This window comes from Clostridium sp. DFI.5.61 (genome assembly GCF_024462915.1).
Lineage (GTDB): Bacteria > Bacillota > Clostridia > Oscillospirales > Oscillospiraceae > Lawsonibacter > Lawsonibacter asaccharolyticus.
Genome location: NZ_JANGBZ010000043.1, coordinates 1 through 26372, shown reverse-complemented (window position 1 = coordinate 26372; position 26372 = coordinate 1). Strand labels below are relative to the sequence as shown.

The following is a 26372-nucleotide window of genomic DNA, read 5'->3' as shown; positions in this document are numbered from 1 at the left end:
CGGCTTTGCAGCAAAATTTGAAAACTTACTTCAGGTTGAAGAACGCCTTCATGCCGGGGTACTCCGCGATGCCGCCCAGCTCCCAATGTGTGCCCGGCACACATTGGGGACCCTAAGGATCAATATGCTCGGCGGAAGTAAATCCCGCCTGCGCCAAGGTTTTCGCCTTTGGCGAAAACGCTTGTGCGCGCTGACGCGCGCCCCATCTGCGATGGGGCCCCAGGAGCTGGACGACAGGAAGAGCAAAGCCGCCCGATTGGGCGGCTTTGCAGCAAAATTTGAAAACTTACTTCAGGTTGAAGAACGCCTTCATGCCAGGGTACTCCGCGATGTCGCCCAGCTCCTCCTCGATGCGGAGCAGCTGGTTGTACTTGGCCACGCGGTCGGTGCGGCTGGGGGCTCCGGTCTTGATCTGCCCGGCGTTGGTAGCCACGGAGATGTCGGCGATGGTGGTGTCCTCGGTCTCCCCGGAGCGGTGGGACACGATGGCGGTGTAGCCGGCCCGGTTTGCCATCTGGATGGCATCCAGGGTCTCGGTCAGGGTGCCGATCTGGTTGACCTTGATGAGGATGGAGTTGCCCACCTTCTTCTCGATGCCGGTGGCCAGGCGCTCCACGTTGGTGACGAACAGGTCGTCGCCCACCAGCTGGACTTTGTCGCCGATGGCACGGGTCAGCATAGCCCAGCCCTCCCAGTCGGTCTCGGCCATGCCGTCCTCCAGGGAGACGATGGGGTAGGTGTCGGCAAACTTCTTCCACATGTTCACCAGCTGCTGCTGGGTCAGCTTCTTGCCGGACTTGGGCTGGATATAGCACTTCTGCTCCTCGTCCCACCACTCGGAGGAGGCGGCGTCGATGGCGATCTTGAAGTCCTCACCGGGCTTGTAGCCGGCCTCCTCGATGGCCTTCACGATGACCTTCAGGGCATCCTCGTCCTTCTTCAGGTTGGGGGCGTAGCCGCCCTCGTCGCCCACGCCGGCGGCGGGGGTGCCGTTCTCCTTCAGGGTGTTCTTCAAAGTGTGGAACACCTCAGTGCACATGCGCAGAGCCTCATGGAAACTGGGGGCCCCCACGGGCATGATCATGAATTCCTGGATCTCCACGTTGTTGGTGGCATGGGCACCGCCGTTTAGGATGTTCATCATGGGCACAGGCAGCATCTTAGCGTTGGTCCCGCCGATGTAGCTGTACAGGGAGACACCCAGGCTCTCTGCTGCGGCCTTGGCGCAGGCCAGGGAGGCGCCAAGGATAGCGTTGGCGCCCAGGCGGCTCTTGTTGGGAGTGCCATCCAGGTCGATGAGCATCTTGTCGATGGCCACCTGGTCCAGCACGTTGGTGCCGATGAGGGCCTCAGCGATCTCGGTATTCACGTTGTTCACCGCGGTCACCACGCCCTTGCCCTGGTAACGGCCCTTGTCGCCGTCCCGCAGCTCGCAGGCCTCATAGATGCCGGTAGAGGCGCCGGAAGGGACCGCGGCGCGGCCCACAGTGCCGTCCTCCAGGTAGACCTCCACCTCCACGGTGGGGTTGCCCCGGCTGTCCAGGATCTCGCGGCCCAAAACGTCTACGATCTCAATGATCTGCTTCATGATAATCAGTCTCCTTTTTTCTTTTATGGGCGGGTCCTCCCGCCCGGAGCGTATATGCCCTGTGCAGCAGCTCCGCACCGGTGCATCGGTCCAGCGGGGGCCCAGTCCGTCAGTTGACGATCAGAGTCTCCCCGTCCATCTCCTTGGGCTTTTCCAGGCCCATCAGGTCCAGCATGGTGGGGGCGATATCGGCCAGGCGGCCGTCCCGCAGGCGGACGCTGGCCCCCACGATATAGAACGGCACCAGGTTGGTGGTGTGGGCGGTGAAGGGCTCCCCATCCTCGTCCGCCATCCGCTCGGCATTGCCGTGGTCGGCGGTAATGAGAGAGACGCCGCCCATGCGGGAGGTGGCTTCCACCACCCGGCCCACGCACTCGTCCACGGCAGTCACCGCCCTGCAGGCAGCCTCATACACGCCGGTGTGGCCCACCATGTCGCAGTTGGCAAAGTTCAGGATGATGACATCATAGGCTCCGCTCTCGATGCGCTTGACCGCCTCCTCCGTCACCTGATAGGCGCTCATCTCCGGCTGGAGGTCGTAGGTAGCCACCTTGGGGGAAGCGATGAGCACCCGGTCCTCCCCGGGAAAGACCGTCTCAACGCCGCCGTTGAAGAAGAAGGTGACGTGGGCATACTTCTCCGTCTCAGCGATGCGCAGCTGGGTCAGCCCCAGCTTGCTGATATACTCGCCGAAGATGTTCTCCAGCTTCTGCCGGGGGTAGGCCACCGTCACATTGGGCATGGTAGCGTCGTACTCGGTGGTACAGACAAAATCCACCGGGACGAAGCCCTTTTTCCGCTCCACATCCTGAAAGTCCTCATCCACAAAGCAGCGGGTGATCTCCCGGGCCCGGTCGGGGCGGAAGTTGTAGAAGATGATGGAGTCGTTGTCCCGGACCTGAGCCCCTTTGGCGCAGACCACCGGCTCCATGAACTCGTCGGTGACGCCGGAGTCATAGGACTTCTGGACAGCGGCGGCGGGGTCCTCCTCAAAGATCCCCTCCCCCAGGGCGATGGCATCATAGGCCCGCTGCACCCGGTCCCACCGCTTGTCCCGGTCCATGGCGTAGTAGCGGCCCATGACGGTGGCGATCCTGCCGGTGCCCAGCTCATCCAGCTTGGCCTGGAGCTGCTCCACATAGCTCTTTCCAGAGCTGGGGGGCACGTCGCGGCCATCCAGGAAGCAGTGGACATACACCTTCTCCAGCCCCTGCTCCTTGGCCATCTTTACCAGGGCGAACAGGTGGGTGATGTGGCTGTGGACGCCGCCGTCGGACAGCAGGCCCATCAGGTGCAGGGCGGTCCCCCATTCCCGGCAGTGCTCCATGGCCTCCAAATAGGCAGGATTCTTGAAGAACTCCCCGCTGTCGATGTCCCGGCTGATGTGGGGCAGGTCCTGGAATACCACCCGGCCCGCGCCGATGTTGGTGTGGCCCACCTCGCTGTTGCCCATCTGCCCCTCAGGCAGGCCCACGTCCAGGCCGGAGGCAGACAGGCGGCACCCGGGACACTCCTTGAAGATATTCTCCAGATGGGGCTTCGGCGTATTTTCCACCGCATTGCCCGGATATTTGGGGCCCAGGCCAAAGCCGTCCATGATGATCAAAGTTGTTGGTGTTTTCATAGAAACCCTTTCTTGAGAGAATCCAGAGGGAAGGGGCATGAAGAGCGGGCTCCCGCTCCGCGTTCCGTGTCTTCCTCTCCGTGTGTTTCGATGGTGCGGGATGGGGAGAGGCAAAATGCCTGCCGCTCCCCCGCTCCGCCTCTCCCAACAAAACCCGCTGCGCTGGGCTTTCGTTGGGGACCCATCCGGCGTGGACGGCTCGCTTACTCCTGGTTTGCCGCGTTGATGATCTCCACGAAGTCCGCAGGCTTCAGGGAGGCTCCGCCAATCAGGCCGCCATCCACGTCGGGCTGGGCCAGCAGCTCGGCGGCGTTCTTGGCGTTCATGGAGCCGCCGTACTGGATGGTGACGGAGCGGGCCACATGGGCGCCGTACAGCTTGCGGATGACAGCACGGATAGCCTGGCACACCTCACCAGCCTGCTCGGCGGTGGCGGTCTTGCCGGTGCCGATGGCCCACAGAGGCTCATAGGCGATGACCACATGGCGCATCTTGTCGGCGGGCACGCCGGCCAAGGCAGCCTTCACCTGATAGGCGATCAGCTCCATGGTCACTCCCAGCTCCCGCTGCTCCAGGCTCTCGCCCACACAGACGATGGGGTTCAGCCCCACCTCCAGGGCGGCGTGGACCTTCTTATTGACGGTGAAGTCGGTCTCGTTGTAGTACTGGCGGCGCTCAGAGTGGCCAATGATAACATACTTGGCCCCCGCCTCCTTGATCATCTCCGCAGTGATCTCACCGGTATAGGCGCCGTGGTCCTCATAGTGGCAGGTCTCCGCGCCAATGGCGATGTGGCAGTCCTTGAACAGGCGGACGGCGGTGGTGATATTGACGGCCGGGACACACAGGACCACGTTGCACCACTTTCCCCGGGGCATAATGGGCTTGATCTCCTCGGCGAACTGCTTGGTCTGGGAGAGGGTGTTGTTCATCTTCCAGTTTCCGGCAATAATGGTCTTGCGATATCTTCTGTTCATGGCGGTAAAGCCCCTTTCTATTTTTCCTTCTCTTCCTAGTTTGTTACACACTTGAGCCTAGTCTGCCCGGATCTTGGCTTCCCAGCTGTGATTTGTCCCGCACTACGCCGCAAAACTTAAAAGCATCACTACAAGAAGGACCCCCAGAATGGTCAGAAGGATATTTCTCATTTTTTTGTTCATGCACGATCCCTCTTTCCTGTATCTCAGCGTCGTCAAAGCATGCGCCATATTTTTCACTTTCGCCTGCCGGTGAAAGCCCATCCCCATTTCGCTGGGCTCGCGCGGGTCCTCGGAGCTGCCCGGGCAGTTCTTTATTTATCCAGCAGGCAGGCTACGCCGGGCAGCTCTTTGCCCTCCATGAATTCCAGGCTGGCGCCGCCGCCGGTGCTGATGTGGGTCATCTTGTCGGCATAGCCCAGCTGCTGTACTGCGGCCGCGGAGTCGCCGCCGCCGATGATGGTGATGGCGTCCGTCTTTGACAGAGCCTCGGCCACCGCCTCAGTCCCCTTGGCAAAGGCGGGGAACTCGAACACACCCATAGGGCCGTTCCAGATCACTGTGCCCGCGCCGGCTACGGCGCCGCAGTACAGCTTCACGGTCTCGGGTCCGATGTCCAGGCCCTGCCAGCCGTCGGGAATCTCCCCGGCCTTGACCACCTGGCTGTTGGCGTCGGGTGCAAAGGCGTCGGCGCACACGGTGTCCACCGGCAGAAGCAGCTTCACGCCCTTAGCCGCCGCTTTCTGGACCATCTCATTGGCGTAGCTCTCCCAATCGGCCTCCAGCAGGGAGTCCCCCACCTTGCCGCCCTGGGCGGCGGAGAAGGTGTAGGCCATGCCGCCGCCGATGATGATGGTGTCGGCGATCTCCAGCAGGTTGTTGATGACCCCGATCTTGCTGGATACCTTGGAGCCGCCCAGGATGGCCACCAGGGGGCGCTTGGGATCGGCCAGGGCGCCGCCGATAACTTCCAGCTCCTTCTGGATGAGAAAGCCGGACACAGCGGGCAGGTAGTCGGCCACGCCGGCGGTGGAGGCATGGGCGCGGTGGACCGCGCCGAAGGCGTCGGACACGTACACGTCGGCCAGAGAGGCCATGGCCTTGGCCAGGGCGGGGTCGTTCTTGGTCTCGCCGGGCTCAAATCTGGTATTTTCCAGCAGCAGGATCTCGCCGGGCTTCAGGGCGGCGGCCTTGGCCTGGGCATCGGGGCCCACCACGTCCTCCGCCATGATGACCGGCTTGCCCAGCAGCTCGCTCAGGCGGGCGGCCACCGGCTTCAGAGACAGCTCGGGCTTGACCTCGCCCTTGGGCTTGCCCATGTGGGAGCAGGCGACCACCGCAGCGTTCTGCTCCAGCAGATACTGGATGGTGGGCAGGGCGGCACGGATGCGCTTGTCGTCGGTGATGACGCCGCTGCCGTCCTTGGCCATGGGCACGTTGAAGTCGCACCGCAGCAGCACCTTTTTGCCCGCCACATCGATGTCGCGCACTGTCTTCTTGTTGTAGTTCATTCTTCTATGAGCTCCTTTCTTTCTCGTCAGGCGTGGGAAAGGGAAATAAACAGGTCACAGCCCCTCCGCCATCTCGCCCTGCCCGGACAGCCCGGGAAAGCCCAGCTGGCGCAGGGCCTCGTAGGCCACCACTGCCACAGAGTTGGCCAAGTTCAGGCTGCGGGCGTCAGGGCGCATAGGGATGCGGATGCACCGCTCCCTGTGCTCCTCCCGAAAGCCCAGTGGGAGGCCCGCAGTCTCCTTGCCAAAGAACAGGTAGCAGCCATCCCGGAACTGGGCCTGGTCATAGCTTCGGGGCGCCTTGGTGGTGGCCAGCCAGAGGTCGGGAGCGGGATGCTCGGTAAAAAACTGCTCCAGTCCGTCGTAGACCCGCAGGTCCACCATGGGCCAGTAATCCAGCCCGGCCCGGCGCACCGCCTTCTCACTGATGTCGAACCCCAGAGGGCGGATCAGGTGGAGGCGGCTGCGGGTGGCGGCGCAGGTCCGGGCAATGTTCCCGCAGTTCTGGGGGATCTCCGGCTCTACCAATACGATGTTCAGCAATGGGTCCACCTCGCGTTTCGGCTATCATTGTATTCCAATTCGCCCGGAAATTCAACTGTAATTTGGTCGAAAAAATGCAAAAAAATCAAAATTTCCCCCAAAATAGCTTCAAGTGCAATTTTGAAGTTCTTCTATGCGCATTTTCGTTCTCTTTTTCCCGATTCTCTGTTTTTTCCTCTCCTTGTTTTCCTTTCCTTTCCCTCAACCTGCCGCTTCTCCTGCCCATCCACCCATCAGCAGCTGCCTTCCCGCCTTTTTCCGCCTTCAAAGAATGGCCTCCTGGATTTTCTGTTTTCAAACGGAGAAAAGCGTGCTATAATTTTATTATTCCTCTCCATATTTTGCCCATCCAAACCCATATCAGGAGGTATTTTGAAATGAAATTGATCTGGAACGGCCACTCCTGCTTCACCCTGGCCACTGAGGCGGGCACCCTTGTCATCGACCCCTATGAGGACGGCTCCGTCCCCGGTCTGTCCCCCCTCCATCTGGAGGCTGACGCCGTCTATTGCAGCCACGAGCACCGGGACCACGGCAACCGGGCCGCGGTGGCCCTCAGCGGGAAGCCCTGTGCCGTGGAGGTGGAAGAGCTGGCCACCTGGCACGACGAGGTTCAGGGCGCCAAGCGGGGCCCGAACACCATGCGCATCTTTTCCGCCGAGGGGCTTCGGGTGGCCCATCTAGGAGACTTGGGCTGCGGCCTGACACCGGAGCAGGCAGAGGCCCTGTCCGGTCTGGACGCTCTGCTCATCCCGGTGGGCGGCTTCTACACCATCGATGCCGGCCAGGCCAAGGCGGTAGTGGACCAGCTCAAGCCCCGGGTGGTCGTTCCCATGCACTACCGCGGCAAGGACTTCGGCTACGAGGTCATCGGTCCGGTGGAGGATTTCCTTGCCCTTCAGAGCGGCGTGGTGCGCTATGAGGGCAACGTCCTGGAGCTGACCCAAGACACCCCCGCCCAGACGGCGGTGCTCACCTATCTGGGCTGAGCCTGCCTGGACAGCCCCTTCCCGCTCTCAGCGCGTCCTGGGACACTTTCGTTCCGGGACGCGCCCTTTTTGTTCCCAAAATGTTTACAAAATTTCGGCCAGCCTTTCAGGTTTCTTTCAGCTTTGGGTGTTATCCTGTTTCTGATCTTTGATTTGGAACGGGAGGTTAGACCGTGATCGAAGTAGAAAATCTGGTGAAGCGGTACGGCGGCCATCTGGCGGTGGATCACCTGAGCTTCACAGTGGAGAAGGGCTGCGTCTGCGGCTTCCTGGGCCCAAACGGCGCCGGGAAATCCACCACCATGAATATTATGACCGGCTATCTCGCCCCCACTGAAGGGGAGGTCCGGGTGGACGGCCACAGCGTGACTCAGGACCCGGCGGGGGCCAAGGCCTGCATCGGCTATCTGCCGGAGCAGCCGCCCCTCTATGTGGACATGACGGTGCGGGAGTATCTGGAGTTCGCCGCCGGGCTCAAGCGGATCCCCGGGGGGGAGCGGGCCGCTCAGCTGGACCGCATCCTGGAGATGACCCGGACCGCCGACGTGTCCGGCCGGCTGATCCGCAACCTGTCCAAGGGCTACCGCCAGCGGGTGGGGCTGGCCCAGGCGCTGATCGGCTTCCCACACATCCTGATCCTGGATGAGCCCACTGTAGGCCTGGACCCCAAGCAGATCCTGGAGATCCGCGCCCTGATCCGGGAGCTGGCCCAGGAGCACACTGTGATCCTCAGCTCCCACATCCTCTCCGAGGTCCAGGAGGTCTGCGACCACATCTTTATCATCCACCACGGCCGGCTGGTGGCCCAAGGCACTCCGGCCCAACTAGAGCGGGAGCTGACAGGCACCCCTGCCATCACCCTGCTGCTCAAGGCCGCCCCGGAGGAAGGCCGGGTCCTGCTCTCCGGCGTCCCCGGCGTAGCGGAGGTGGCGCCGCTGCCCTGCGGGGAGGCGGGCGCCGCCCTGCTGCGCCTGACTCCCGCGGAGGGGGCCGATCCCAGGGAGGCCGTCTTCCGCGCCTGTGCGGGGGCGGACCTGCCGATCCTGGAGATGAGGCGGGAGTCCCTGTCCCTGGAGCAGATCTTCCTGGAGCTGACCTCCGACGCCTCCGCCGCCGGACAGGCTGGCGGCCGCAGGCGCCCCTTCGGGCGCAGAGATTCGGCGGAGCCGGAGCCCGCTCCGGAGACAGCCATCACGGAACACGGAGAGGAGGCGGAGCCATGACTGCGGTCTACAAGCGGGAGCTGCGCTCCTATTTCACCTCCATGGTGGGGTATGTGTTCATCGCCATCCTCATCTTTTTTGTAGGCATCTACTTCATGGCCTACAACCTGTTCGGCGGCTACCCCTCCTTCGGCTATGTCCTGCTCAGCTGCACCATCATCTTCATGGTGGCCGTTCCCATCCTCACCATGCGCTCTATGGCGGAGGACCGGCGGGGCAAGACCGACCAGCTGCTGCTCACCTCCCCCGTCTCCCTCACCGGCATCGTCCTGGGCAAATATCTGGCCATGGTCACCGTGCTGCTGGTCCCCATCCTGCTGATCTGCTTCTGCCCGCTCATCATCGCCATGAACGGCTCCGCCACTCTGACGGCGGACTACGCCGCTATCCTGGCCTTCTTCTGCATGGGCTGCGTGTACATCGCCGTAGGCATGTTCGTCTCCGCCCTCACCGAGAGCCAGATCATCGCCGCCGTGGGCACCTTTGCCGCGCTGCTGGTCCTCTACCTGTGGACCGATCTGGTGTCCTTTCTCCCCGACTCCCTGGCCCAGCTCCTCTCCAGCTTCGACTTCCAGGGCGTGCTGGACAACTTCGCCTATTACAGCGTGTTCGATCTGGGGGGACTGCTGCTCTATCTGTCCATGGCGGCCGTCTTCGTCTTCCTCACCGTGCAGGTCCTCCAGCGCCGGAAGGGGATCACCTCCGCCGCTACCACTGCGGTGGTGCTGGCCATCGCCGTGGTGGTCAACCTGGTGGTGGGGCAGCTGCCCTCTGACCTGGTGGAGCGGGACATCTCGGACAACAGTCTCTACACCGTCAGCGACACTTCTGTGGACTACCTCTCCGCCCTGGAGCGGGACGTGGAGCTGGTCGTCCTGGCCAGCGAGGACACCACGGACCAGCGCATCACCAAATTTCTGCACAACTATGCCGCCCTGTCCGGCCATCTCTCCCTCTCCTTCGTGGACCCCGTGGAGCACCCCTCCGCCCTGACGGAGTATGAGGCAGACCAGAACACTGTCGTGGTCCGCTGTGCCGACACCGGCAGGCAGCGGGTGGTCCCCTTCTCCGACATTTTGGTGGCCGATCTCATGTCCTACTACACCTATGGCACCTATACCTATTCCGAGTTCGACGCCGAGGGGCAGCTCACTTCCGCGGTGGACTACGTCACCTCAGACAACAGCCACATCCTCTATCTCGCCGAAAACCACGGGGAGAGCGCCTTGGGCGGCTCGGTCACCGACGCCATCAGCAAGGCCAACCTGTCTACCTCCACCGTCAGCCTCCTGCTGGACAACGGGGTGCCTGACGACTGCTCCCTGCTGGTCTTCAACCAGCCCCAGACCGACCTGTCCGCCGGCGAGGCCCAGATGGTCCGGGACTACCTGGAGGGGGGCGGCCAGGTGATGATCCTGCTGACCCGCACGGACCTGGCCAACTTCAATGCCATCCTCGCCGACTACGGCCTCGCCATGGCCCAGGGCTATATCGGGGACACCGCCCGGTACTATGCCCAATACGGCCGCTTCTACTTCAGCGCCACCCTGTCCGCCTCCAGCCCCATCACTGCTCAGTTCGGGGACGACGACCTGACTCTGATCTACGGCGCCCACGGCATGACCCAGTGCGATCCGGTCCGTGACACCATCACCGTGACCCCCTTCATGACCACCACGGAGAGCGGCTACTCCGACGCCGGCGGGCAGACCGGCACCTATATCCTGGGCGCCCAGGCGGAGGAGGAGACCGACGGCGGCACCGCCCGCCTCACCGTCTTCACCACCGAGAGCGTGGTGGACCAGAGCATCCTCACCTTCAACCCCAGCATGGTGAACCTGGACATCTTCCTCAACGCGGCCACCTCCGGCATGGAGGACATCTCCGCCATCTCCATCCCCGCCAAGAGCCTGGAGATCACCTATAACACCGTTCTCAACCCGGGCATGTGGAGCACCCTCTATCTGGCCGTCATCCCCCTGGGGGTCCTGATCGGCGGCCTGGCCTACTGGATCAAGCGGAGGAAACTGTGATGAACCGACAGACAAAACAGCTTTTGGCTCTCGCCGGTGTCCTCGCCGTCGGGCTGGGCGCCTACGCCGCCCTGCGGGTCTGGAACGCGGGGGAGGAGGAGCGGGAGGCCGCCCAGGCCGACTATGTGCTCCAGCTCAGCGATGTCACCGCCCTCTCCTTTGATTCCGGGGACGGCCCCCTCTCCTTCACCCTGGAGGAGACGGGCTGGACCTGGGACGGGGACAGCGAGTTCCCGGTGAACGGCACGGAGCTGGACGCCCTCCGAGAGGACCTGGCCGCCCTGAAGGCGGAGCGGATCATTCCGGAACCCGACGCACTGGCTGACTACGGCCTGGAGGAGCCCGCCTACACCCTCACCGCCCGCACTGATTCCGGGGAGTCCACCACCCTGCTTCTGGGCAGCCTGGACCCTGGGGGCAGCCACCGGTACGCCATGCTCGACGGGGGGACGGAGGTCTACACGGTGGACGGCTCCATCACCTCCTCCCTGGACAGCGAACTGCTGGACCTGATGGAGCTGCCCCAGCTGCCTGACCTGGACGAGAAGAACATCACCTCCGCCCAGCTGGAGCTGACCGACGGCACTGTCCGCCAGCTGACTTCCGCTGTGGAGACCCGGGAGACGGAGGTGGAGACCGAAACCGGCGAGACCGACGAGAACAGGGAGCCCATCTATGAGACCACCACGGAGACGGAGGAGATCACCCTATGGTCGCTGGACGGGCAGCCGCTGCCCGAGGGGGCCGTCGGGCTGGAGGACTGGCTGTACGACCTGTCCACCCTATACCTGGACAGCTGCTCCGCTTTTAAGGCGGACCAGGAGGAGCTGTCCGCCTGCGGCATGGACGGCGCCTCCCTTCTCACCGTCTCCCTGACCTCCGGCGAGACCTTCACCCTGGCCATCGGCGGCCAGACCGAGGATGGCAGCTACGTCTACGCCGCCCTGGAGGCACCCGCCCCCGGCTGCGACCTCTTCCTCATCTCAGCCGATAAGGCCCGGACCCTGTCGGATCTGAACTATGAGTCCCTGTCCGCCGATGAAGAGGCGGAATAAGAAAGTGCCCTCTTCCCGCCATGGGAAGAGGACACTTTTTTCGTTTAGAGCTGAAGTAAAATGCCGGCTGCCGCTCCTGCCGCAATAAAGGCGATAGGGTGAAGTTTTTTCAGGGGCGTCCACTTCATTGCCGCGAACATCGCCAGCGTCAGCACCACCGCTGTCCACTGAATGGCCGGAAAGCTGTTCGGTGAGAGGGCGTCTGATGCCGTAAAAACTGAATACGCCACACTCAGGCCCGCTGCCGCGATCAGCGCAGTGGAGGCGGGACGCAGCCCGGCAAACACCGCCTCCACGCTCCGGTTGCTCCGAAACTTCTGCAAAAATCCCGCAATTATCAGGATCAGTATGGCCCCCGGCGTGATCACCCCCAGCGTTGCCACAAGCGCTCCGGGGACTCCAGCGGTCTGGTAGCCAACATAGGTGGCCATGTTCACCCCCAGCGGGCCCGGTGTGGACTCGGAAACCGCGATCATAGTAGTCAGATCCTGATTGGTGAACCAGCCGGTGGTCTCCCCCATATGCTGCAGAAAGGGAATCGTAGCCATACCCCCGCCCACAGAGAACAGACCAGTCTTAAAAAACTCATAAAAGAGGCGCAGCAGGATCATGTATCCTCACCTCCTTGGGATGGGAGCTTCACCCGGCCCAGCAGCCAGCCTGTCGCTCCGGCTGCCACCACAAGGAATGCAGGATTGGAGAGGAGATCCAGCACCGCTCCCAGCGGGGTGGCCGGGTCCACAGCCAGCAGCCCGGACAGCTCTCCCAGCACCAGAACTCCCAAAAAGATGCATACTGCGGGTCTCCCCCTCAAATTTGTCTTTCCCAGCTTGAGCACGCTGACTGCAATCAGTGCCACCACTGCGGCATTGATGCCCGCCAGGGCGTGCTGAACCACCGGATAGGTCGCAAATTTTGTGAGGAATGCGGCTATGATGGTGATGACCACAAAGCTGGGAAACACCACTCCCAGGGCGGCGGCAATTCCTCCTGGGACCCCCCGCTGACGGTGGCCGATAAAAACCGATGTGTTGACGGCGATGATGCCCGGAGTGCACTGTCCGATGGCAAAGTAGTCAGTGACTTCCTCCTCTGTGACCCAGCCCTTTTTCTCCACCACCTCCCGCTGGAGGATGGGCAGCATGGCGTAGCCACCGCCGAAGGTACATACTCCCACCTTGGCAAAGGTCAGAAACAGGTCCAAATAAAGGTTCAACAGATCAACGTCCTCTCCATAAATTTTTCAGCAAAGTGCGGCCCGCCCGGCCCGACCCCCGCGGTGCCCCGGCCGCGGCGGCCGGCGGATCGGGAGAGCTCTTACTCCAGGCCCTCCAATTCCTCCAGCCACAGCGCCGCCACCGCATCGCTGGGCATCCGCCAGTCGCCCCGGGGGGACAGGGTGACAGAGCCCACCTTGGGGCCGTCTGGCAGGCAGGAACGTTTAAACTGCTGAGTGAAGAACCGGCGGTAGAAGCTGTTCAGCCACTTCAGGATGGTGGCCCGGTCGTAGGTCCGGCCCAAGGCGTGCTCCGCCAGACGGAACACCTTCCTGGGAGGGAAGCCCCAGCGGATGGCGTAGTACAGGAAGAAGTCGTGGAGCTCATAGGGGCCCACCAGGTCCTCCGTCTTTTGACTGATCTTCCCCTCGATGGCGGGTAGCAGCTCTGGGGAGACTGGGGTGTCCAGGATGTCGTCCAGTACGGCGGACAGGCGTGGGTCCTCGCTGCCCTTGTCGTCGGAGACGAAGGCCACCAGATGGCGCACCAGAGTCTTTGGGATGCCTGCGTTGACCCCATACATGGACATGTGATCCCCGTTGTAGGTGGCCCAGCCCAAGGCCAGCTCGGACAGGTCGCCGGTGCCGATGACCAGTCCGCCGTTCTGATTGGCGATGTCCATGAGCACCTGGGTCCGCTCCCGGGCCTGGCCGTTCTCGAAGGTCACCGAGTGGTCCTCCATGGACTGGCCGATGTCCTTGAAGTGGACCTTTACCGCGCTGCCGATGTCGATGCGCTTCAGGGTGGCCCCCAGGCGCTCGGCCAGCTCCACGGCGTTATCCCGGGTACGGTCGGTGGTTCCGAAGCAGGGCATGGTCACCGCGATGATATCGCTGGCCGGGCGGTCCAGCAGCTTCATAGCCACTGCGGTGATCAGAATGGCCAGGGTGGAGTCCAGCCCGCCGGACAGGCCCACCACCGCCGTCCTGGCCCCGGTATGCTCCAAACGCTTTTTCAGGCCCAGGGCCGCAATTTTCAAAATTTCATTGCACCGCTCCGCCCGGTCCTCCGCATCAGCGGGGACGAAGGGGGCGGGAGAGACCGCCCGGGTGAGCCGTGTCTCCTCCAGGGGCAGGGAGAAGGAGGCCCGCCAGAGATCCGCCTGTCTCTGGCCGTTGAAGGTGGTCATCCGGCGGCGTTCATAGGCCAGCCGGTCCACATCGATCTCGCTGATGGTGAGCCCCGTGGCAAAGCGCCGCTCCGCCAGCAGGGCACCGTTCTCGGCAATCATGTTGTGGCCGGTGAACACCAGGTCGGTGGTGGACTCTCCTTCCCCAGCATCGGCGTACACATATCCGCACACCAGGCGCCCTGACTGCCCCACCACCAGATTGCGGCGGTATCCAGACTTGCCCACCAGCTCGTTGGAGGCCGACAGGTTCAGGATCACCGTAGCCCCGCCCCGGGCCAGCCGGGCGGAGGGGGGCTCGGTGGCCCACAGGTCCTCACAGATCTCCACGCCCAGGACCAGGTTGGGCACTGTCTCACAGGCAAAGAGCCCCGCGGCATCCATGTCCACGGTCTCCCCGCACAGGTCCACACTGGTCTCCACACCCGCTCCGGAGGCAAACCACCGCTCTTCATAAAACTCCCCGTAATTGGGCAGATAGGTCTTGGGCACCAGTCCCAGGATCTCGCCGCTCTGGATGACTGCGGCGCAGTTATACAGCTTGTTGTCCCATTTGCACCGCACCGGCAGGCCCAGCACGGTCACCATATCCAAGTTTCGAGTGGCCTCCAGGATGGTCTGAAGCCCCTCCTCCGCCCCACACAGCAGGGTGTCCTGCAAAAACAGGTCCCCACAGGTATAGCCGGTGAGGCACAGCTCCGGCAGGCAGAGGACCTTGACGCCCTGCTTGTCCGCCTCCCGCATCATGGTAAAGATCTGTTCCGCGTTATAGCGGCAGTCCGCCACCCGGATCTTCGGGGTGCCCGCTGCCACTTTGATAAATCCGTCCCGCATAAAAAACCCTCCTTTGTGGTCTTTGCATCAAGGGATATCATACCGTAATTTGGGGGCAAATACAAGGGGAGGGCCCCCGTCCAGGGCCCTCCCCTTAAAAATTTTGTGTTATTCCAGGGGGTAGAGCACCATCCCCCAGGGCGGTGCCGCTGTGAACGCCCGCAGGGAGGGGGAGAACTCCAGCACCGCCGTCAGCTCACCCAGGCTGTTCCCGTACAGGACCGGCGGGCCCTCCAGCGTCAGGGAGGCGGTCCACTCCAGCGCATCCCCCGTTTCGTTCATCCGGATCAGGCTGATCTGCCCCAGGGCTGGTCCCCCTTCCGGCTCCTGGTCAGACTCGGGGCACCACAGGGCTGCTTCCCCCGACTGACCGCCGGGGCCGGTGACCTGATAAATGAGATGATCTTCCCGCCGTTCCAGCCGCTCCGCCCGCACCTGGGAGAGCATCAGCTCCGGGTCCAGGATGATGGGGTACTCCTCCCCGGTAGACAGGTCGAATACCCGGCAGTTGTCCTCCCAGGCGCCGGTCCCGCCGCCGCCCCAGATGTACACCAGCTCCGGGACGCCGTCTCCCGTCAGGTCGGCCAGGGACAAAGAGGCACTCCCCTCTGCGCCGCCCTGGGCCAGCGGAAGGACTGGCATGTCGAAGTCAAAGCTCCGCCTCTGGAACAGGACCTCCGCAGGAAAGGGGTCCCCCTTCCCCGGGCTGAGTCCGACCAGCACCTCCACCCCCTGCTCCTGGTCGGCAAAGCGGTAGCGGACCTCTCCAGCCCACTCCCCCCGGGAAACAGGGAGGGAGCGTCCTCTTTCCCGGTTGTAGGACTCAAACCGCTCTTCCAAGGGCAGCATCTCCCCGGGTCCCGCGTCCGCTCCCGACAGTTCCAACGCGCCTCCGCTGCTCTCTGCCGCGGCAGGCGCACAGCTTACCAGTCCCCCGGTCAGGAGGATCAGGATGGAGGCAGAGGCCAGCAGCAGGCGTCCCCTCCTCTTTGGCGTGGTGTCCATGATGGCCCGAAACCGGAGAAAGATCCCTCCCCGGTCCCCAGTAAAGCCGGTAGTCAGACCGGTCCTCCCCCCTTTTCCGGCGGTCATCTGGTCCAGGATCGCCCGGCCGTAGGCCCGGCGGGCCTCCTGGTCCCGGCCCGCCAGCAGATCATCGTCACAGCACAGCTCCATGTCCCGCCGGGCCGTCCGGACCATGTTCCACACCAGTGGGTTAAACCAATGGATGCACCGGACACAGGTCAGCAGGAGCAGATAGCCTGTATCCCTCCGCTTCAGGTGGGTCAGCTCGTGGGCCAGGGCGGCCTCCCGTCCCCCCTCCTGCAGAGTCTCAGGCAGAAGGATCACCGGGTGGGCAAAGCCCAGCAGCAGGGGGGAGCCTGCCTTGGGGCAGCGGTACAGGGACGCCTTTTTCCGGCAGCCCGTCTCCTGCCTGGCCTGCTCCAGCGCGGCCAGATCCTCCTCCCCCGCCGGGGTGCTCCACCGCAGCAGTCGCCGGCGGCCCAGTCCATAGCCCGCAGCCATCCACAGGAGAAAGAGGACGGTCACCCCCCGATATGCTCCATAGATCACCCCCGTCCAGTGGACGGTGTAAGAGGTCACCCCCTCCACAGTGACGGTGCGGAGGTAGTCGTTGTCCCGGATGCTCACCTCCCTGCCCTGCCGGTCTGTATAGTGGACGTGATGACTGTACCACATTGGTTCTCCGTCCACGTAGGTATTTGTCCCTCCTGCTCCCCCTGCTCCGGCCTCCACGATCCGCTGGTTATCCAAATGATAGGCGTTGTACCGGTCATAGGCGCCATGAGCCACCATCTGGGGGACATCCAGCTGAATGGGAGCGGGAAAGAGGGCCCCCAATACGGGGCCGAGAATGGGATAGGCCATCAGGCTGACAGCCACCACGGCCCAGGCCCAATACCGCCAGTGCGGTGAGACCTTCCGCGTCAGCAGGGGGCCCAGGGTCAGCAGCACCAGGATGGCTGCCCCACCCCCCAGGCTGGCCGCTAGCAGGGCCGTCAGTTGCTCCAGCACCTCATTTTCCCCCTTTCTCCAGGATGCGTTCCAGCTCGGCGATGTCCTCCCGGCTCAGCTCCTTCTCTGGGTACAGGGCAGCCATCAGGCTGGACAGGGAACCGCCGTGGACCCGCTCCAGGAAGGATCGGCTCTCCGCAGCCAGATAGTCCGGCCGGTTCACCAGAGGGGTGTAGCCGTTGGACCGCCCCTCCTTCTCTCCCCGGACAAAGCCCCGCTCCTCCAGCCGGGACAGGAGCTTGAGCAGGGTGGGCGCTTTCCAGTCCCGGTCCAGCCGAGCCGCAAGATCGCTGGTGCGGGCCGGATACTCTGGGACGGCCCACAGGGCCTGCATCACCTCCAGCTCCGCGTCGGGCAGACGTGAGATCTGCTTCATGTCATCTCCCCCTTTATTAGACGTTTGTCTTTTTGAATTTTACAACTGTCTAATTATTTTGTCAAGCCGAAAACTGCAAAAATTCCGGGCCGTCCCCTGGGGGACGGCCCGGAACACAGCAGTTCAGGAGACCTTGATATAATCTTTGGACACATAGCCCTCTGTGGCTCTGCCGCCGCTTCCGATAAAGCTGATCCGGTACCAGCCGTTGCCCATGTCCTCCAGAATGGTAACGGTGTTTCCCTCCAGAATGGTGGCGATGGCCTCATTGCCGCTGCCCGGTCCGGAGCGGACGAACAGGCCGCTGCCTGCGCCGGTCACTGTTCCGGTGGTACCGGAGGAGGACGACCCGGCCCCGCCGCCGGCGCGGCAGAAGACGACACATTCCGCCGTCTTGTCCCCGGCGGTGGCGGTGATAGTCACCTTCACCTGGGAGGAGCCGGTGTTCACGTTGGACACCACGCCCTCCGGGCTGACGGTGGCCGCAGACTCGTCGCTGCTGCTCCAGGTGATCTCTGCGTCGGCGGGGACCACGGCGGCCTGGATGGTGGCGGACTCCCCGGCCTGAAGGGTGAAGTCGCTCTTATCCAGCGTCAGGGAGGTCACATCCACCGTCACCGGGGGCTCGGGCTCAGGCTGGGAGATGTCTCCCTGGGAGCCGCTGGGGGTGCTGGAGGCATCAGGACCGGTCTGGCTGGTGGAGGCGCCGGGGTCTGCCTGGCTCCCGCCGGGATCATCCTCTCCCTTGCTGAACAGGGGAGCCAGGGAGGTGAAGACAATATACATGGCCACGATGATGAGCACCAGGGAGCCCACCAGCGCCGCCACCTGAAGGGGGTTGGCCGGCCGGCCGCTCCGGCCTCCACCGGCCACTCTGCGGCCACCCGCCGTTCTGGGGCGCCCGTTTTTGGCCGGCCGCTCGTCGCAGAACGGGCACCGCTTATATGTGACGGAGTAGTCCTCGCCACAGTTTTCACAGTGGATCACGTCGTTGCGCCGAATGGGCTTCGTCTTCTGCTGCTTGGGATCTTTGGGGCTGCTGGCCATGGCACGCACCTCCGCCTTAATCTTGGATCAGGATGGCCCGGCCTGCGGCCTGGCAGCCGGGTACTTGTCTCTATTTTAGCGTGAATTTACAGGTGCGTCAACGGAAAACCATGAAATAATTGTTTTTCTCCGTTTTTATGTCTACTTCTTTCTTCCCTCACCCTTGACCGCCGGGGCCCGGCCTCTTATAATGAAATCTGTCAGCCCGCTGGGGCCCCGGCCCCGCACCACTAACCCTGAAGAGGTGACCGCTATGAAAGGAACCATGTCCGCAGCTACCGTCCACAAGCAGTACAATGAGGTGGTCTCCGCATTCCGCAGGCTCATCGCGGACCCGGCCCTGCGTGCGCGGTTCGATGGGGAGGCGGACGGCTATTTCCGCCGCTGCGCCCTGGGGGTGTGGCAGGCGGACAACGCCAGCTCCATCACCCCCCGTCATGTGGAGTTCTACAACGCCATCTATACCAACGGCTCCTCCGCCCCCTCCGCCCTGTACTGGGAGGTGGCCACCGGGGTGGCCGGCTTTGACCAGTTTCAGCCCCCCGCCTTTTTTGACCGTCTCCGGGAGTATGACCGCCTCACCCACAGCCGTCTGTCCCGCACCTTCATTGACCAGCTGACACTGCTCCTGCTGCTCTTTGCTGCGGTGGATGACGTGGTCAGCGAGCCGGAGGCCGGCTTTGTCAATGCCTGCTCCGACCTCCTGCTGGCCCTGTGCGGAGGCCTGGAGGGGGACCGGCCCGCCCTGAAAGCGGACGAGTTTGTCACCCGGCCCCGGACCAGCGCTCCACCGGAAGAGGAGCCCGCCCCGGCGGAGGACAAGCCTCTCCCTCCCCCGGACCTGGACCAGGTGCTGGCCGAGCTGGACGCCCTGTGCGGCCTGGAGCGGGTGAAGAAGGATGTCAAGAGTCTCATCAACCTGGTGAAGGTGCAGAAGCTGCGCCAGGAGCAGGGCCTGCCCGTCTCGCCCATGTCTCTCCATCTGGTCTTTCTGGGCAACCCGGGCACCGGCAAGACCACCGTAGCCCGTCTGCTGGCCAGGATCTACCACGCCATCGGCATCCTCTCCAAGGGCCAGCTGGTGGAGGTGGACCGCTCCGGCCTGGTAGCCGGCTTCGTGGGCCAGACCGCCATCAAGACCCAGGAGGCCGTCCAGAAGGCTCTGGGGGGTGTGCTGTTCATCGACGAGGCCTACGCTCTGGTCAACCAGGAGAACGGCAACGACTTCGGCCGTGAGGCCATCGAGGTCCTGCTGAAAAACATGGAGGACCACCGGGATGACCTGATCGTCATTGCGGCGGGCTACTCCGGTCTGATGGAGAAGTTCATCCACTCCAACCCCGGCCTGGAGTCCCGCTTCAACAAATATTTTTATTTCGAGGATTACACCGGTCCCCAGCTCATGGAGATCTTTCAGTCCATGTGCCAAAAAAACGGGTATGTCCTCTCCCCGGAGGCCGCCCAATGGGCGGAGCAGGACTTTCTCTCCCTCTATGAAGGCCGGGACGAGAACTTCGGCAATGCCCGGGACGTACGCAACCTGTTCGAGAAGGCGGTGTCCCGCCAGTCCGACCGGGTGGCCCAGCTGGAGTCCCCCACCCGGGAGCAGCTGATGGAGCTGCGGGTGGAGGACCTGAACGAGACAGAGACGGCGTGATGGGCGCGGCCGCCCCGCTCCGCCGGAACATGAGGTGCCCTGACCATGAAGATCGCGTTTTATACCCTTGGATGCAAAGTGAATCAATATGAGACCCAGGCCCTGGAACAGGTGCTCACCGGCCGGGGCCACACCCTGGTCCCCTTCGACGGGGAGGCCGACGCCTATATTATCAATACCTGCACTGTCACCGCCGTCAGTGACAAGAAATCCCGGCAGATGATCCGCCGGGCCCGCAAGGCCGCCCCCGACGCTGTCATCGCTGTGTGCGGCTGCTATCCCCAGACCCACCCGGACGCCATGGACGGCCTGGGGGTGGATCTGGTGTCCGGCACCGGGGACCGGCTGGGCTTCGCCGGTCTGCTGGAGCGCACCTGGCAGGAGCGCCAGCCCGTCACCGCCCTGGACAACGCCTTCGACCGCCGCTCCTTTGAGATCCTGCCCGCCGGCGGCCTGGAGGGCCGCACTCGGGCCATGCTGAAGATCGAGGACGGCTGCGTCAACTTCTGCTCCTACTGCATCATCCCTTACGCCCGGGGGCGGGTGCGCTCCCTCTCCCCCCAGGACACCCGGCGGGAGCTGGAGCGGCTGCTGGAGGCGGGGTATCGGGAGATCGTCCTCACCGGCATTGAGATCTCCTCCTGGGGACAGGACCTGCCAGGGGAGCAGACCCTTATCGACCTGCTGGAAACCGTCTGCCGGGACCTGCCCGGAGAGGTCCGCATCCGCCTGGGCAGCCTGGAGCCCCGCACCATCACCCCTGACTTCTGCCGCCGGGCGGCCGCCCTGCCCAATCTGTGCCCCCACTTCCATCTGTCCATGCAGTCCGGCTGTGACGCCGTTCTGGCCCGGATGAATCGGAAATATGATTCCGCGCGGTATTATGAGAGCGTCCAATTGCTCCATGGATACTTTGACCGCCCCGCCATTACCACAGACCTGATCGTGGGCTTCCCCGGTGAGACGGAGGAGGAGTTCCAACAGACCCTGACATTCCTCCATAGGTGCGCCTTCGCCGCCATGCATATCTTTCCCTACTCCAAGCGCCCCGACACTCCGGCGGCCAAAATGCCCGGCCAGGTCCTCAACGCCGTGAAGGAAGAGCGGGCCCGCCGGGCCGCTGAGACAGCCGCAGAGATGGAGCACACCTATCTGTCCCAGTGGGTGGGGCAGACCGTTCCGGTGCTTTTCGAGGAGGAGCAGGGCGGTCTCTGGCGGGGCCATACCGCCCACTACTGCGCTGTGGCCGCTCCCAGTCCCCGGGATCTTCACAACTGCCTGGTGCAGGTACAGCTGGAGGGGCTGGAGGGGAACACCCTCAAGGGGGTGGTCCTGTGAGGGGCATCCGCCGCATCCCCTGCGGCAATGTGAACTGCTATCTGGTGCAGGGGGAGGAGGGCGCCGTCCTGGTGGACACCGGCTACACCGGCTACGTGGAGCGCCTGCTGGATACCTGCTTGGGGGCCGGGGTGCGGCTGATCGTGCTGACCCACGGCCACTTGGACCACATTCAGAACACCGCCCTGCTTATGGAGCGGCTGGGCGTTCCCGCCGCTCTCCATCCGGCGGATCTGGGCCTGCTCACCGATCAGCAATCTCAGCCCCTGTCCGCCCAGGGACCGGCGGGCCGGCTCCTGCTGTCTCTCTCCCGTCACAGCTTCCAGACCCAGGCGTTCCTCCCTTTTACACCCACAGTGGAGCTGCGGGAAGGGGACAGCCTGGCCCCCTGGGGTGTGGACGCCCGGGTTCTGGAGCTGCCCGGCCATACGGCGGGCTCCATCGGCTTGGACGTGGAGGGGCACTCCCTCATTGTGGGGGACGCCATGATGAACCTGTTCCGCCCGGGCCCCTCCTGCCTCTGCTCCGACCCCGCCGCCCAGCGGGACAGCATCGCCCGCATCCGCTCTCTCGGTCCCAGATCCCTCTATTTCGGCCATGGCCGTCCAGCTCACCTCCCTGGATAAGGAAACCGCCTTTTCGAGAATATCGCAGTCTGCCGCGCGCGGGCGCGAACTCTGTGAGGCTTTTTCTACAAGCTGAAAAGTCCCGGTGCAGAAAATGCACCGGGACTTTTCCCATCTTACATCCGCCGCTCAAAGTAGCGGTTGGCCGCCATCGTCACAAAAAACAGTGTAAGGATCACGGCACACAGCGTGATGCCCACTGTCTGGAACAGGGCCCTGCGGGTGATGGCGTAGCAGAGCAGCGCGGTCATTGCGCCGCCGAACAGCAGGCCGTTCATCACCTGCAGGGTGATCTGGCAGCTCCGCATGGCTACCAGCCGGTCCCGCTCGTCCGTCCAGCGCAGCAGCTCCTGCTCCGCCCCGCCCTTCAGCGCGCCGTGAAAGTTCACAGCGCCCAGAGCCAGCAGCAGGACGGCGCTGATGAGATATTTGGGCGCAGATCCGCCTGCCGCCCCCACCGCGAGACAGATCACCGCCAGCACCAGGCAGGTGATCCCCAGCATCAGGTGCCGGATGTTTTTGACCTTCAATTCGATCCCTTCCTTTCCCGCTTAACAGATCGGGCCAGAGCGCCCCGCAGGCCCCATACGGCCCTCTTTTCCGTCCGGAGGGGCACTCACTGCTCCGTGACGCCCTTCCGCCCCCCGGGGAGCTTCAGCCGGAGCAGCTTCCGCACCAGCTCGTCCCGCTCCTGGCTCAGCTTGCGGAACAGGTCCGCGCCCCCGATCAAAAAGAACAGCAGGGCCAGCCGCTCCGGCATGGGGAAGCCCAGCAGGGCGAACAGCGGCCAGCTCAGCAGGGCGGTCAGCCCCAGGGCCAACAGCAGCAGCACGCCGCCCCGCAGCAGGAGCCCCACCGTGGACACGGACTGGAAATAGTGCTCCCACGCCTCCCCATCCATACGGCCCACCTTATACTTGAGCCATACGGCCCCCAGCAGAAGGGGGACAAATATCAGGCCGGACAGGCTGGTCAGCAGGCTGATCAGCAGGGCAAAGGCCGCCAGCCGCCCCAGGGACGGCCCTGTCCCCGGGTCCTGGAGCAGATACCAGCATCCCAGCGCCGCGCCGCAGGCCGACGCGGCCAGGCCGCAGATCAGGAAAAACCTCTCCCTATCCTCCCAGAACCGATGAAGGCACTGCGCCCCGCCCCCCACGAAGGTGAGGGACAGGAAGGCGGCCCAGGCCGGGTCCCCCCTCAGGAGACAGGCCGCCGCAAACAGCTGGGAGGCAGCCAGCACCGCATCCCCCGCCCGGCCTTTGGCCGCGGCCCCCACCTCCCGGTCCCGCTCGTCCCGGACCAGATGGAGCGCCCGGACCTGCTTCCACTCCTCTTCACGGGTATGGCTCATATGGAATTCCTCGCTTTCCTTTTCATCCGGATCTTCCGTGATCCGATCCCTATCCTGCCTTCATAATAGAAGCTGCATGCCAGCTCAATGAACAGGGAGAGGGTGTACAGCACGCCGGATACGACCATCATCCCGCCGTACACCAGCTCGCCCTCCGGGTTGGCCAGGGCGCCGATCAGGCTGAGGATCAGCACCGCCATCAGGGTGCCCCGCAGCAGGGAGAGCGTCCGGCTCCTGGCCCGCAGCTCCACCTGGATGTTGCGCTCGTCCAGTGCCTCCACCTTGTCCTGGTAAGACAGGCGTCTGGAGAGGCTGCGGACCAATGCGTCTGCCCCGATGACCAGGGCTATGAGGGCAAGCACCACACTCTTTCCATCTATCTCCCGCTTCCAGATCATGGCCCCAGCCAGGGCCGCTCCAAGGACCAGGAAAAAACATCCGTCCGCAAACTTTTTCTTATTGTAGATCTTCATACTGCCGGTCCTCCAATTCCCTATTTTCTTTCAGGCAGTACAGGTCCTCCACCGTCACGCCGAAGAGCTCCGCGATGCGATAGGCCAGCAGCAGCGAGGGGTTGTACAGCTCCTTTTCCAGGGAAATAATGGTGCGGGAAGAGACGTGGACCCGGTCGGCCAGCTGCTGCTGCGTCATCCCCGCGGCGGTGCGCAGCTCCTTCACCCGGTTCTTCATGTCCCTCTCCCCCTTTCACTTCACTCCAAAACATGAAGTTAGCTTCACGTGAAGTGTACTTCATATTATACACAGGTCCGCCCGTCTGTCAAGCCCCGCCTGAAAGAATATTTTTTCTTGTACAAAAAGGCGGCGGAGAGGACACGCGTCCTCTCCGCCGCAATTTACCTGTTTTCAATATTTTCTTCCGCAGCTGCGGACCTTTTGGCCGAATGGCCGTTGTCCCATCAAAAGGCTCCGGCCTTTCCACCCGGCTCAGAGAGTCTCGTCCCCCAGGGACTGGATAAGGAGGTTGCGCAGAGAAATGGCACTCTGCCGGTTCATAACGATGGAGGCCACGTGAGCCGCATTGGGCGTAGAGACGTTCTCCAGCCCGTTGGAGGTGACGGTGAGGGCATTCTCCATATACTTATAGGAGATATCCAGGGTGACCTCCAGGATCTGGCCCTGGGGGTCAGCGACCTTGCGCAGGCCGAAGGTGTTGGCGTATTCCGGTTTCATGGGATCTTCTCCTTCCGATTCACTGAAATGTGGTGGTATAGGTCAGGACATGGACGCCCCCCGGCTCCAGCCGGCGGATGCCCGCCTTGTCCTCCAGGCCCCGGCCCACAAAGACCGCGTCGGGGAGGGCAGACCAGGGCTCAATACAGAAGTAGCCGGTATCAAAGGGCTTGTCCGCCGTCCACAGTCCCAGATAGGGAAAATCGGGGCACTCCACCACCACCCGCTCCCGGCCGGAGCGGTCCACCAGGGCAGCCCGGCGCTCCCCCTCCAGGTCCAGGACAATGGTGTCCAGCCCGAAGACCCTGGGGCACAGGGGGATGCGCCCTCCCTCCAGGGGAAAGCGGGCCTCTCCGATGGTCAGCATACACCTGCTGTCCATGCCGTAGGGACGGAGCTCCTCCACCCCGGAGATGGTAACGGCGTAGTCCGCCATAGTCTCTCCGGGCTCCAGGGGGGTCCGGAAGCCGTCGTGTCCGCCCAGCTCATAGAGCATGGGAACGGCGGAGCGGTTCTCTACCCGGTGCGCCTTGGTCAGGCGGCTGCCCTCCAGTGTGTAGGTGACGGTGAGGACAAAGGAGAACGGGTACACCCGCCGGGTCTCCTCGCTGTCCTCCAGCTGGAAGGAGAGGGCGGTGGGGCCCTGCTCTGACACCTGGAACTGAGCGTCCCGGGCAAACCCATGGGTGGAGATGGACCAGGCCCGGCCGTCCAGGGTGTACTGGCTGTCCTGGAGCCGGCCGATCAGGGGGAATAGCAGCGGGGCATGCCTGCCCCAGACGGCGGGGTCGGCCTGCCACAGGTACTCAGTGCCCCCAGCGCTCCGGACGGAGCAGAGCTGGGCACCGGCGTCCTGGATGGAGACGGTGAGCAGGTCGTTGGAGAGCGTATATGTCATAACTGGGGCCCTCCCTTCACATGCCGGCCGTTGAGGACAGCCTCTTCCAGTATGTCCCCCCGGTAACGCAGCTTCAGAGAGAAGAAGGGGACATCCTCCTCAATGAGCCTCAGAAAGATCTCGTCCCCCTCCCAGTGGGGGATGGTGCACAGCTGTGTCCAGGGCAGCCACTCCAGGTCGCCCTCCGGGCAGTCGGCCCTCAGGGTTCCGGTAAAGCGGTCGATGGTGAACAGATGCATGTACTCCGTGGGCCAGCGGTCGGAGACAAAAGTGACCAGCCCCCGATAGCGGTATTCCGCTGGGGTGAGTCCGGTCTCCTCATTCACTTCCCGGAACATGCAGTCCTCGGGGCTCTCCCCGTCCTCGAACTTGCCGCCGATGCCGATCCACTTGCCCTGATTCAGATCATTCTCCTTCTTGACCCGGTGGAGCATCAGACACTGACCGCCCTGACGGATGTAGCAGAGGGTGGTGTTGATCATGGCAGGATACCGCCTTTCCATAATAGTGCTGCCCTCAGTATAGCACGGCGGGAAGAAGGGCGCAAGGGAGGCGCCTATCCCGGCAGGGACATGCAGAGGAGAGGGAAGGGATTGCCCTGCTCGTCTGTCTCCGTGCGGCTGCGGACCTGAAAACCCATGTGGAGATAGAAATCGAGGGCTTGAGGGTTCTGCTCATTGACGCACAAAGAGGTGACACCGTACCGCCGGATGCCCCGCTGGAGCAGCTGCCGGCCCAGACCGGTCCCCCGCACGTCTGGGGAGAGGAAGAGCATCTCCAGCCTGGTGCCGTCGATGCCCATAAATCCCACGGGGATGCCCTGATCGGAGAAGGCTACCACCAGCACCGGGACCTGGGCCAGAGCCTGGGGGACGTAGACAGCCAGGGAACGGATGTTCTCTTCGGACAGGAAGTGGTGGGTGGCCCGGACGGAGGACTCCCACACCTGGCACAGGCAGGTGAGCAGCTCCTGAGAGCGGGCATTGATTTCCAAAAGTTTCAAGGCAAAAGGCTCCTTTCGGGAAAAACGGTCCCGGGGGGGGGGGGGGGGGGGGGGGGGGGGGGGGG

27 protein-coding genes are annotated in these 26372 nt (G+C 63.5%); 7 read left to right on the top strand and 20 right to left on the bottom strand.

What is annotated here, in order from left to right; translation table 11 throughout:
- Positions 1 to 286: 286 nt before the first annotated feature.
- The 6 genes from eno to NE584_RS14940 form a co-directional block, all read right to left on the bottom strand.
- Positions 287 to 1588 (bottom strand): phosphopyruvate hydratase, encoded by a 1302-nt coding sequence (eno, locus tag NE584_RS14965; RefSeq protein WP_050623254.1) that lies wholly within the window; start codon positions 1586 to 1588, stop codon positions 287 to 289.
- A gap of 109 nt (positions 1589 to 1697) precedes the next feature.
- Positions 1698 to 3212 (bottom strand): 2,3-bisphosphoglycerate-independent phosphoglycerate mutase, encoded by a 1515-nt coding sequence (gene gpmI, locus NE584_RS14960; RefSeq protein ID WP_108980336.1) that lies wholly within the window; start codon positions 3210 to 3212, stop codon positions 1698 to 1700.
- 203 nt (positions 3213 to 3415) lie between these two features.
- Positions 3416 to 4189, bottom strand: a complete 774-nt coding sequence (tpiA, locus tag NE584_RS14955) for a triose-phosphate isomerase (RefSeq protein WP_050623252.1) — start codon at positions 4187 to 4189, stop codon at positions 3416 to 3418.
- A gap of 314 nt (positions 4190 to 4503) precedes the next feature.
- Complete coding sequence (gene pgk / locus NE584_RS14950) at positions 4504 to 5700, bottom strand: phosphoglycerate kinase (RefSeq protein ID WP_256183141.1); 1197 nt, start codon at positions 5698 to 5700, stop codon at positions 4504 to 4506.
- A 54-nt stretch (positions 5701 to 5754) separates the two neighbouring features.
- A complete protein-coding gene (locus NE584_RS14945; protein WP_108980334.1) occupies positions 5755 to 6243 on the bottom strand; it encodes a tRNA (cytidine(34)-2'-O)-methyltransferase in 489 nt (162 codons plus the stop codon).
- 85 nt (positions 6244 to 6328) lie between these two features.
- A complete protein-coding gene (locus tag NE584_RS14940) occupies positions 6329 to 6511 on the bottom strand; it encodes a hypothetical protein (RefSeq protein ID WP_256183140.1) in 183 nt (60 codons plus the stop codon).
- 109 nt (positions 6512 to 6620) lie between these two features.
- On the opposite strand from NE584_RS14940, the gene NE584_RS14935 reads away from it, so the two are divergent.
- The 4 genes from NE584_RS14935 to NE584_RS14920 all read left to right on the top strand — a co-directional run bounded on the left by NE584_RS14935 (position 6621) and on the right by NE584_RS14920 (position 11543).
- Positions 6621 to 7232, top strand: coding sequence for an MBL fold metallo-hydrolase (locus NE584_RS14935; protein WP_050623248.1), 612 nt, complete (start codon positions 6621 to 6623; stop codon positions 7230 to 7232).
- A gap of 173 nt (positions 7233 to 7405) precedes the next feature.
- Positions 7406 to 8455, top strand: a complete 1050-nt coding sequence (locus NE584_RS14930; protein ID WP_256183139.1) for an ATP-binding cassette domain-containing protein — start codon at positions 7406 to 7408, stop codon at positions 8453 to 8455.
- Complete coding sequence (locus tag NE584_RS14925; RefSeq protein WP_256183138.1) at positions 8452 to 10488, top strand: Gldg family protein; 2037 nt, start codon at positions 8452 to 8454, stop codon at positions 10486 to 10488. The genes NE584_RS14930 and NE584_RS14925 overlap by 4 nt, the downstream gene beginning before the upstream one ends.
- On the top strand, positions 10488 to 11543 hold the full coding sequence (locus NE584_RS14920; protein WP_256183137.1) for a DUF4340 domain-containing protein: 1056 nt from the start codon (positions 10488 to 10490) through the stop codon (positions 11541 to 11543). The genes NE584_RS14925 and NE584_RS14920 overlap by 1 nt, the downstream gene beginning before the upstream one ends.
- 44 nt (positions 11544 to 11587) lie before the next feature.
- Here NE584_RS14920 and NE584_RS14915 read toward each other — a convergent pair whose 3' ends face one another.
- The 6 genes from NE584_RS14915 to NE584_RS14890 all read right to left on the bottom strand — a co-directional run bounded on the left by NE584_RS14915 (position 11588) and on the right by NE584_RS14890 (position 18243).
- Positions 11588 to 12154 carry a chromate transporter gene (locus tag NE584_RS14915; protein WP_050623246.1) on the bottom strand — a complete coding sequence of 189 codons (567 nt, stop codon included), beginning with the start codon at positions 12152 to 12154 and terminating at the stop codon, positions 11588 to 11590.
- A complete protein-coding gene (locus tag NE584_RS14910) occupies positions 12151 to 12759 on the bottom strand; it encodes a chromate transporter (RefSeq protein WP_256183136.1) in 609 nt (202 codons plus the stop codon). Before NE584_RS14910 ends, NE584_RS14915 begins: the two co-directional genes overlap by 4 nt.
- A 101-nt stretch (positions 12760 to 12860) precedes the next feature.
- Complete coding sequence (locus tag NE584_RS14905; protein ID WP_256183135.1) at positions 12861 to 14783, bottom strand: NAD(+) synthase; 1923 nt, start codon at positions 14781 to 14783, stop codon at positions 12861 to 12863.
- 108 nt (positions 14784 to 14891) lie between these two features.
- Entirely contained in the window at positions 14892 to 16820 is a 1929-nt protein-coding gene (locus NE584_RS14900; protein WP_256183134.1) for a M56 family metallopeptidase, read from the bottom strand.
- 1 nt (position 16821) lies between these two features.
- Positions 16822 to 17196, bottom strand: a complete 375-nt coding sequence (locus NE584_RS14895; protein ID WP_050623242.1) for a BlaI/MecI/CopY family transcriptional regulator — start codon at positions 17194 to 17196, stop codon at positions 16822 to 16824.
- Positions 17197 to 17319: 123 nt separating this feature from the next.
- Entirely contained in the window at positions 17320 to 18243 is a 924-nt protein-coding gene (locus tag NE584_RS14890; protein ID WP_050623241.1) for an SH3 domain-containing protein, read from the bottom strand.
- Positions 18244 to 18496: 253 nt separating this feature from the next.
- Here NE584_RS14890 and NE584_RS14885 point away from each other — a divergent pair, with 253 nt between their 5' ends.
- The 3 genes from NE584_RS14885 to NE584_RS14875 are packed head-to-tail and all read left to right on the top strand — an operon-like array spanning position 18497 to position 21864.
- Positions 18497 to 19900: an AAA family ATPase gene (locus tag NE584_RS14885; protein WP_050623240.1), complete on the top strand. Its 1404-nt coding sequence runs from the start codon at positions 18497 to 18499 to the stop codon at positions 19898 to 19900.
- A gap of 45 nt (positions 19901 to 19945) precedes the next feature.
- Positions 19946 to 21238: a tRNA (N(6)-L-threonylcarbamoyladenosine(37)-C(2))-methylthiotransferase MtaB gene (gene mtaB, locus NE584_RS14880; protein WP_050623239.1), complete on the top strand. Its 1293-nt coding sequence runs from the start codon at positions 19946 to 19948 to the stop codon at positions 21236 to 21238.
- Positions 21235 to 21864: an MBL fold metallo-hydrolase gene (locus NE584_RS14875; RefSeq protein WP_157954700.1), complete on the top strand. Its 630-nt coding sequence runs from the start codon at positions 21235 to 21237 to the stop codon at positions 21862 to 21864. The genes mtaB and NE584_RS14875 overlap by 4 nt, the downstream gene beginning before the upstream one ends.
- A gap of 116 nt (positions 21865 to 21980) precedes the next feature.
- Here the strand turns inward: NE584_RS14875 and NE584_RS14870 are convergent, their stop codons facing one another.
- The 8 genes from NE584_RS14870 to NE584_RS14835 all read right to left on the bottom strand — a co-directional run bounded on the left by NE584_RS14870 (position 21981) and on the right by NE584_RS14835 (position 26307).
- Complete coding sequence (locus NE584_RS14870) at positions 21981 to 22394, bottom strand: hypothetical protein (RefSeq protein WP_256183133.1); 414 nt, start codon at positions 22392 to 22394, stop codon at positions 21981 to 21983.
- A gap of 86 nt (positions 22395 to 22480) precedes the next feature.
- Positions 22481 to 23215, bottom strand: a complete 735-nt coding sequence (locus NE584_RS14865) for a hypothetical protein (protein ID WP_133248288.1) — start codon at positions 23213 to 23215, stop codon at positions 22481 to 22483.
- Positions 23212 to 23688 carry a hypothetical protein gene (locus tag NE584_RS14860; RefSeq protein WP_256183132.1) on the bottom strand — a complete coding sequence of 159 codons (477 nt, stop codon included), beginning with the start codon at positions 23686 to 23688 and terminating at the stop codon, positions 23212 to 23214. Before NE584_RS14860 ends, NE584_RS14865 begins: the two co-directional genes overlap by 4 nt.
- Positions 23672 to 23905, bottom strand: a complete 234-nt coding sequence (locus NE584_RS14855; RefSeq protein WP_050623234.1) for a helix-turn-helix transcriptional regulator — start codon at positions 23903 to 23905, stop codon at positions 23672 to 23674. Before NE584_RS14855 ends, NE584_RS14860 begins: the two co-directional genes overlap by 17 nt.
- A 255-nt stretch (positions 23906 to 24160) precedes the next feature.
- Entirely contained in the window at positions 24161 to 24406 is a 246-nt protein-coding gene (locus NE584_RS14850) for a hypothetical protein (protein WP_256183131.1), read from the bottom strand.
- 19 nt (positions 24407 to 24425) lie between these two features.
- Positions 24426 to 25304: an aldose 1-epimerase family protein gene (locus tag NE584_RS14845; RefSeq protein WP_256183129.1), complete on the bottom strand. Its 879-nt coding sequence runs from the start codon at positions 25302 to 25304 to the stop codon at positions 24426 to 24428.
- Complete coding sequence (locus tag NE584_RS14840; RefSeq protein WP_082203499.1) at positions 25301 to 25786, bottom strand: 8-oxo-dGTP diphosphatase; 486 nt, start codon at positions 25784 to 25786, stop codon at positions 25301 to 25303. Before NE584_RS14840 ends, NE584_RS14845 begins: the two co-directional genes overlap by 4 nt.
- Before the next feature lie 74 nt (positions 25787 to 25860).
- Positions 25861 to 26307 carry a GNAT family N-acetyltransferase gene (locus NE584_RS14835; RefSeq protein WP_256183128.1) on the bottom strand — a complete coding sequence of 149 codons (447 nt, stop codon included), beginning with the start codon at positions 26305 to 26307 and terminating at the stop codon, positions 25861 to 25863.
- Positions 26308 to 26372: the final 65 nt, after the last annotated feature.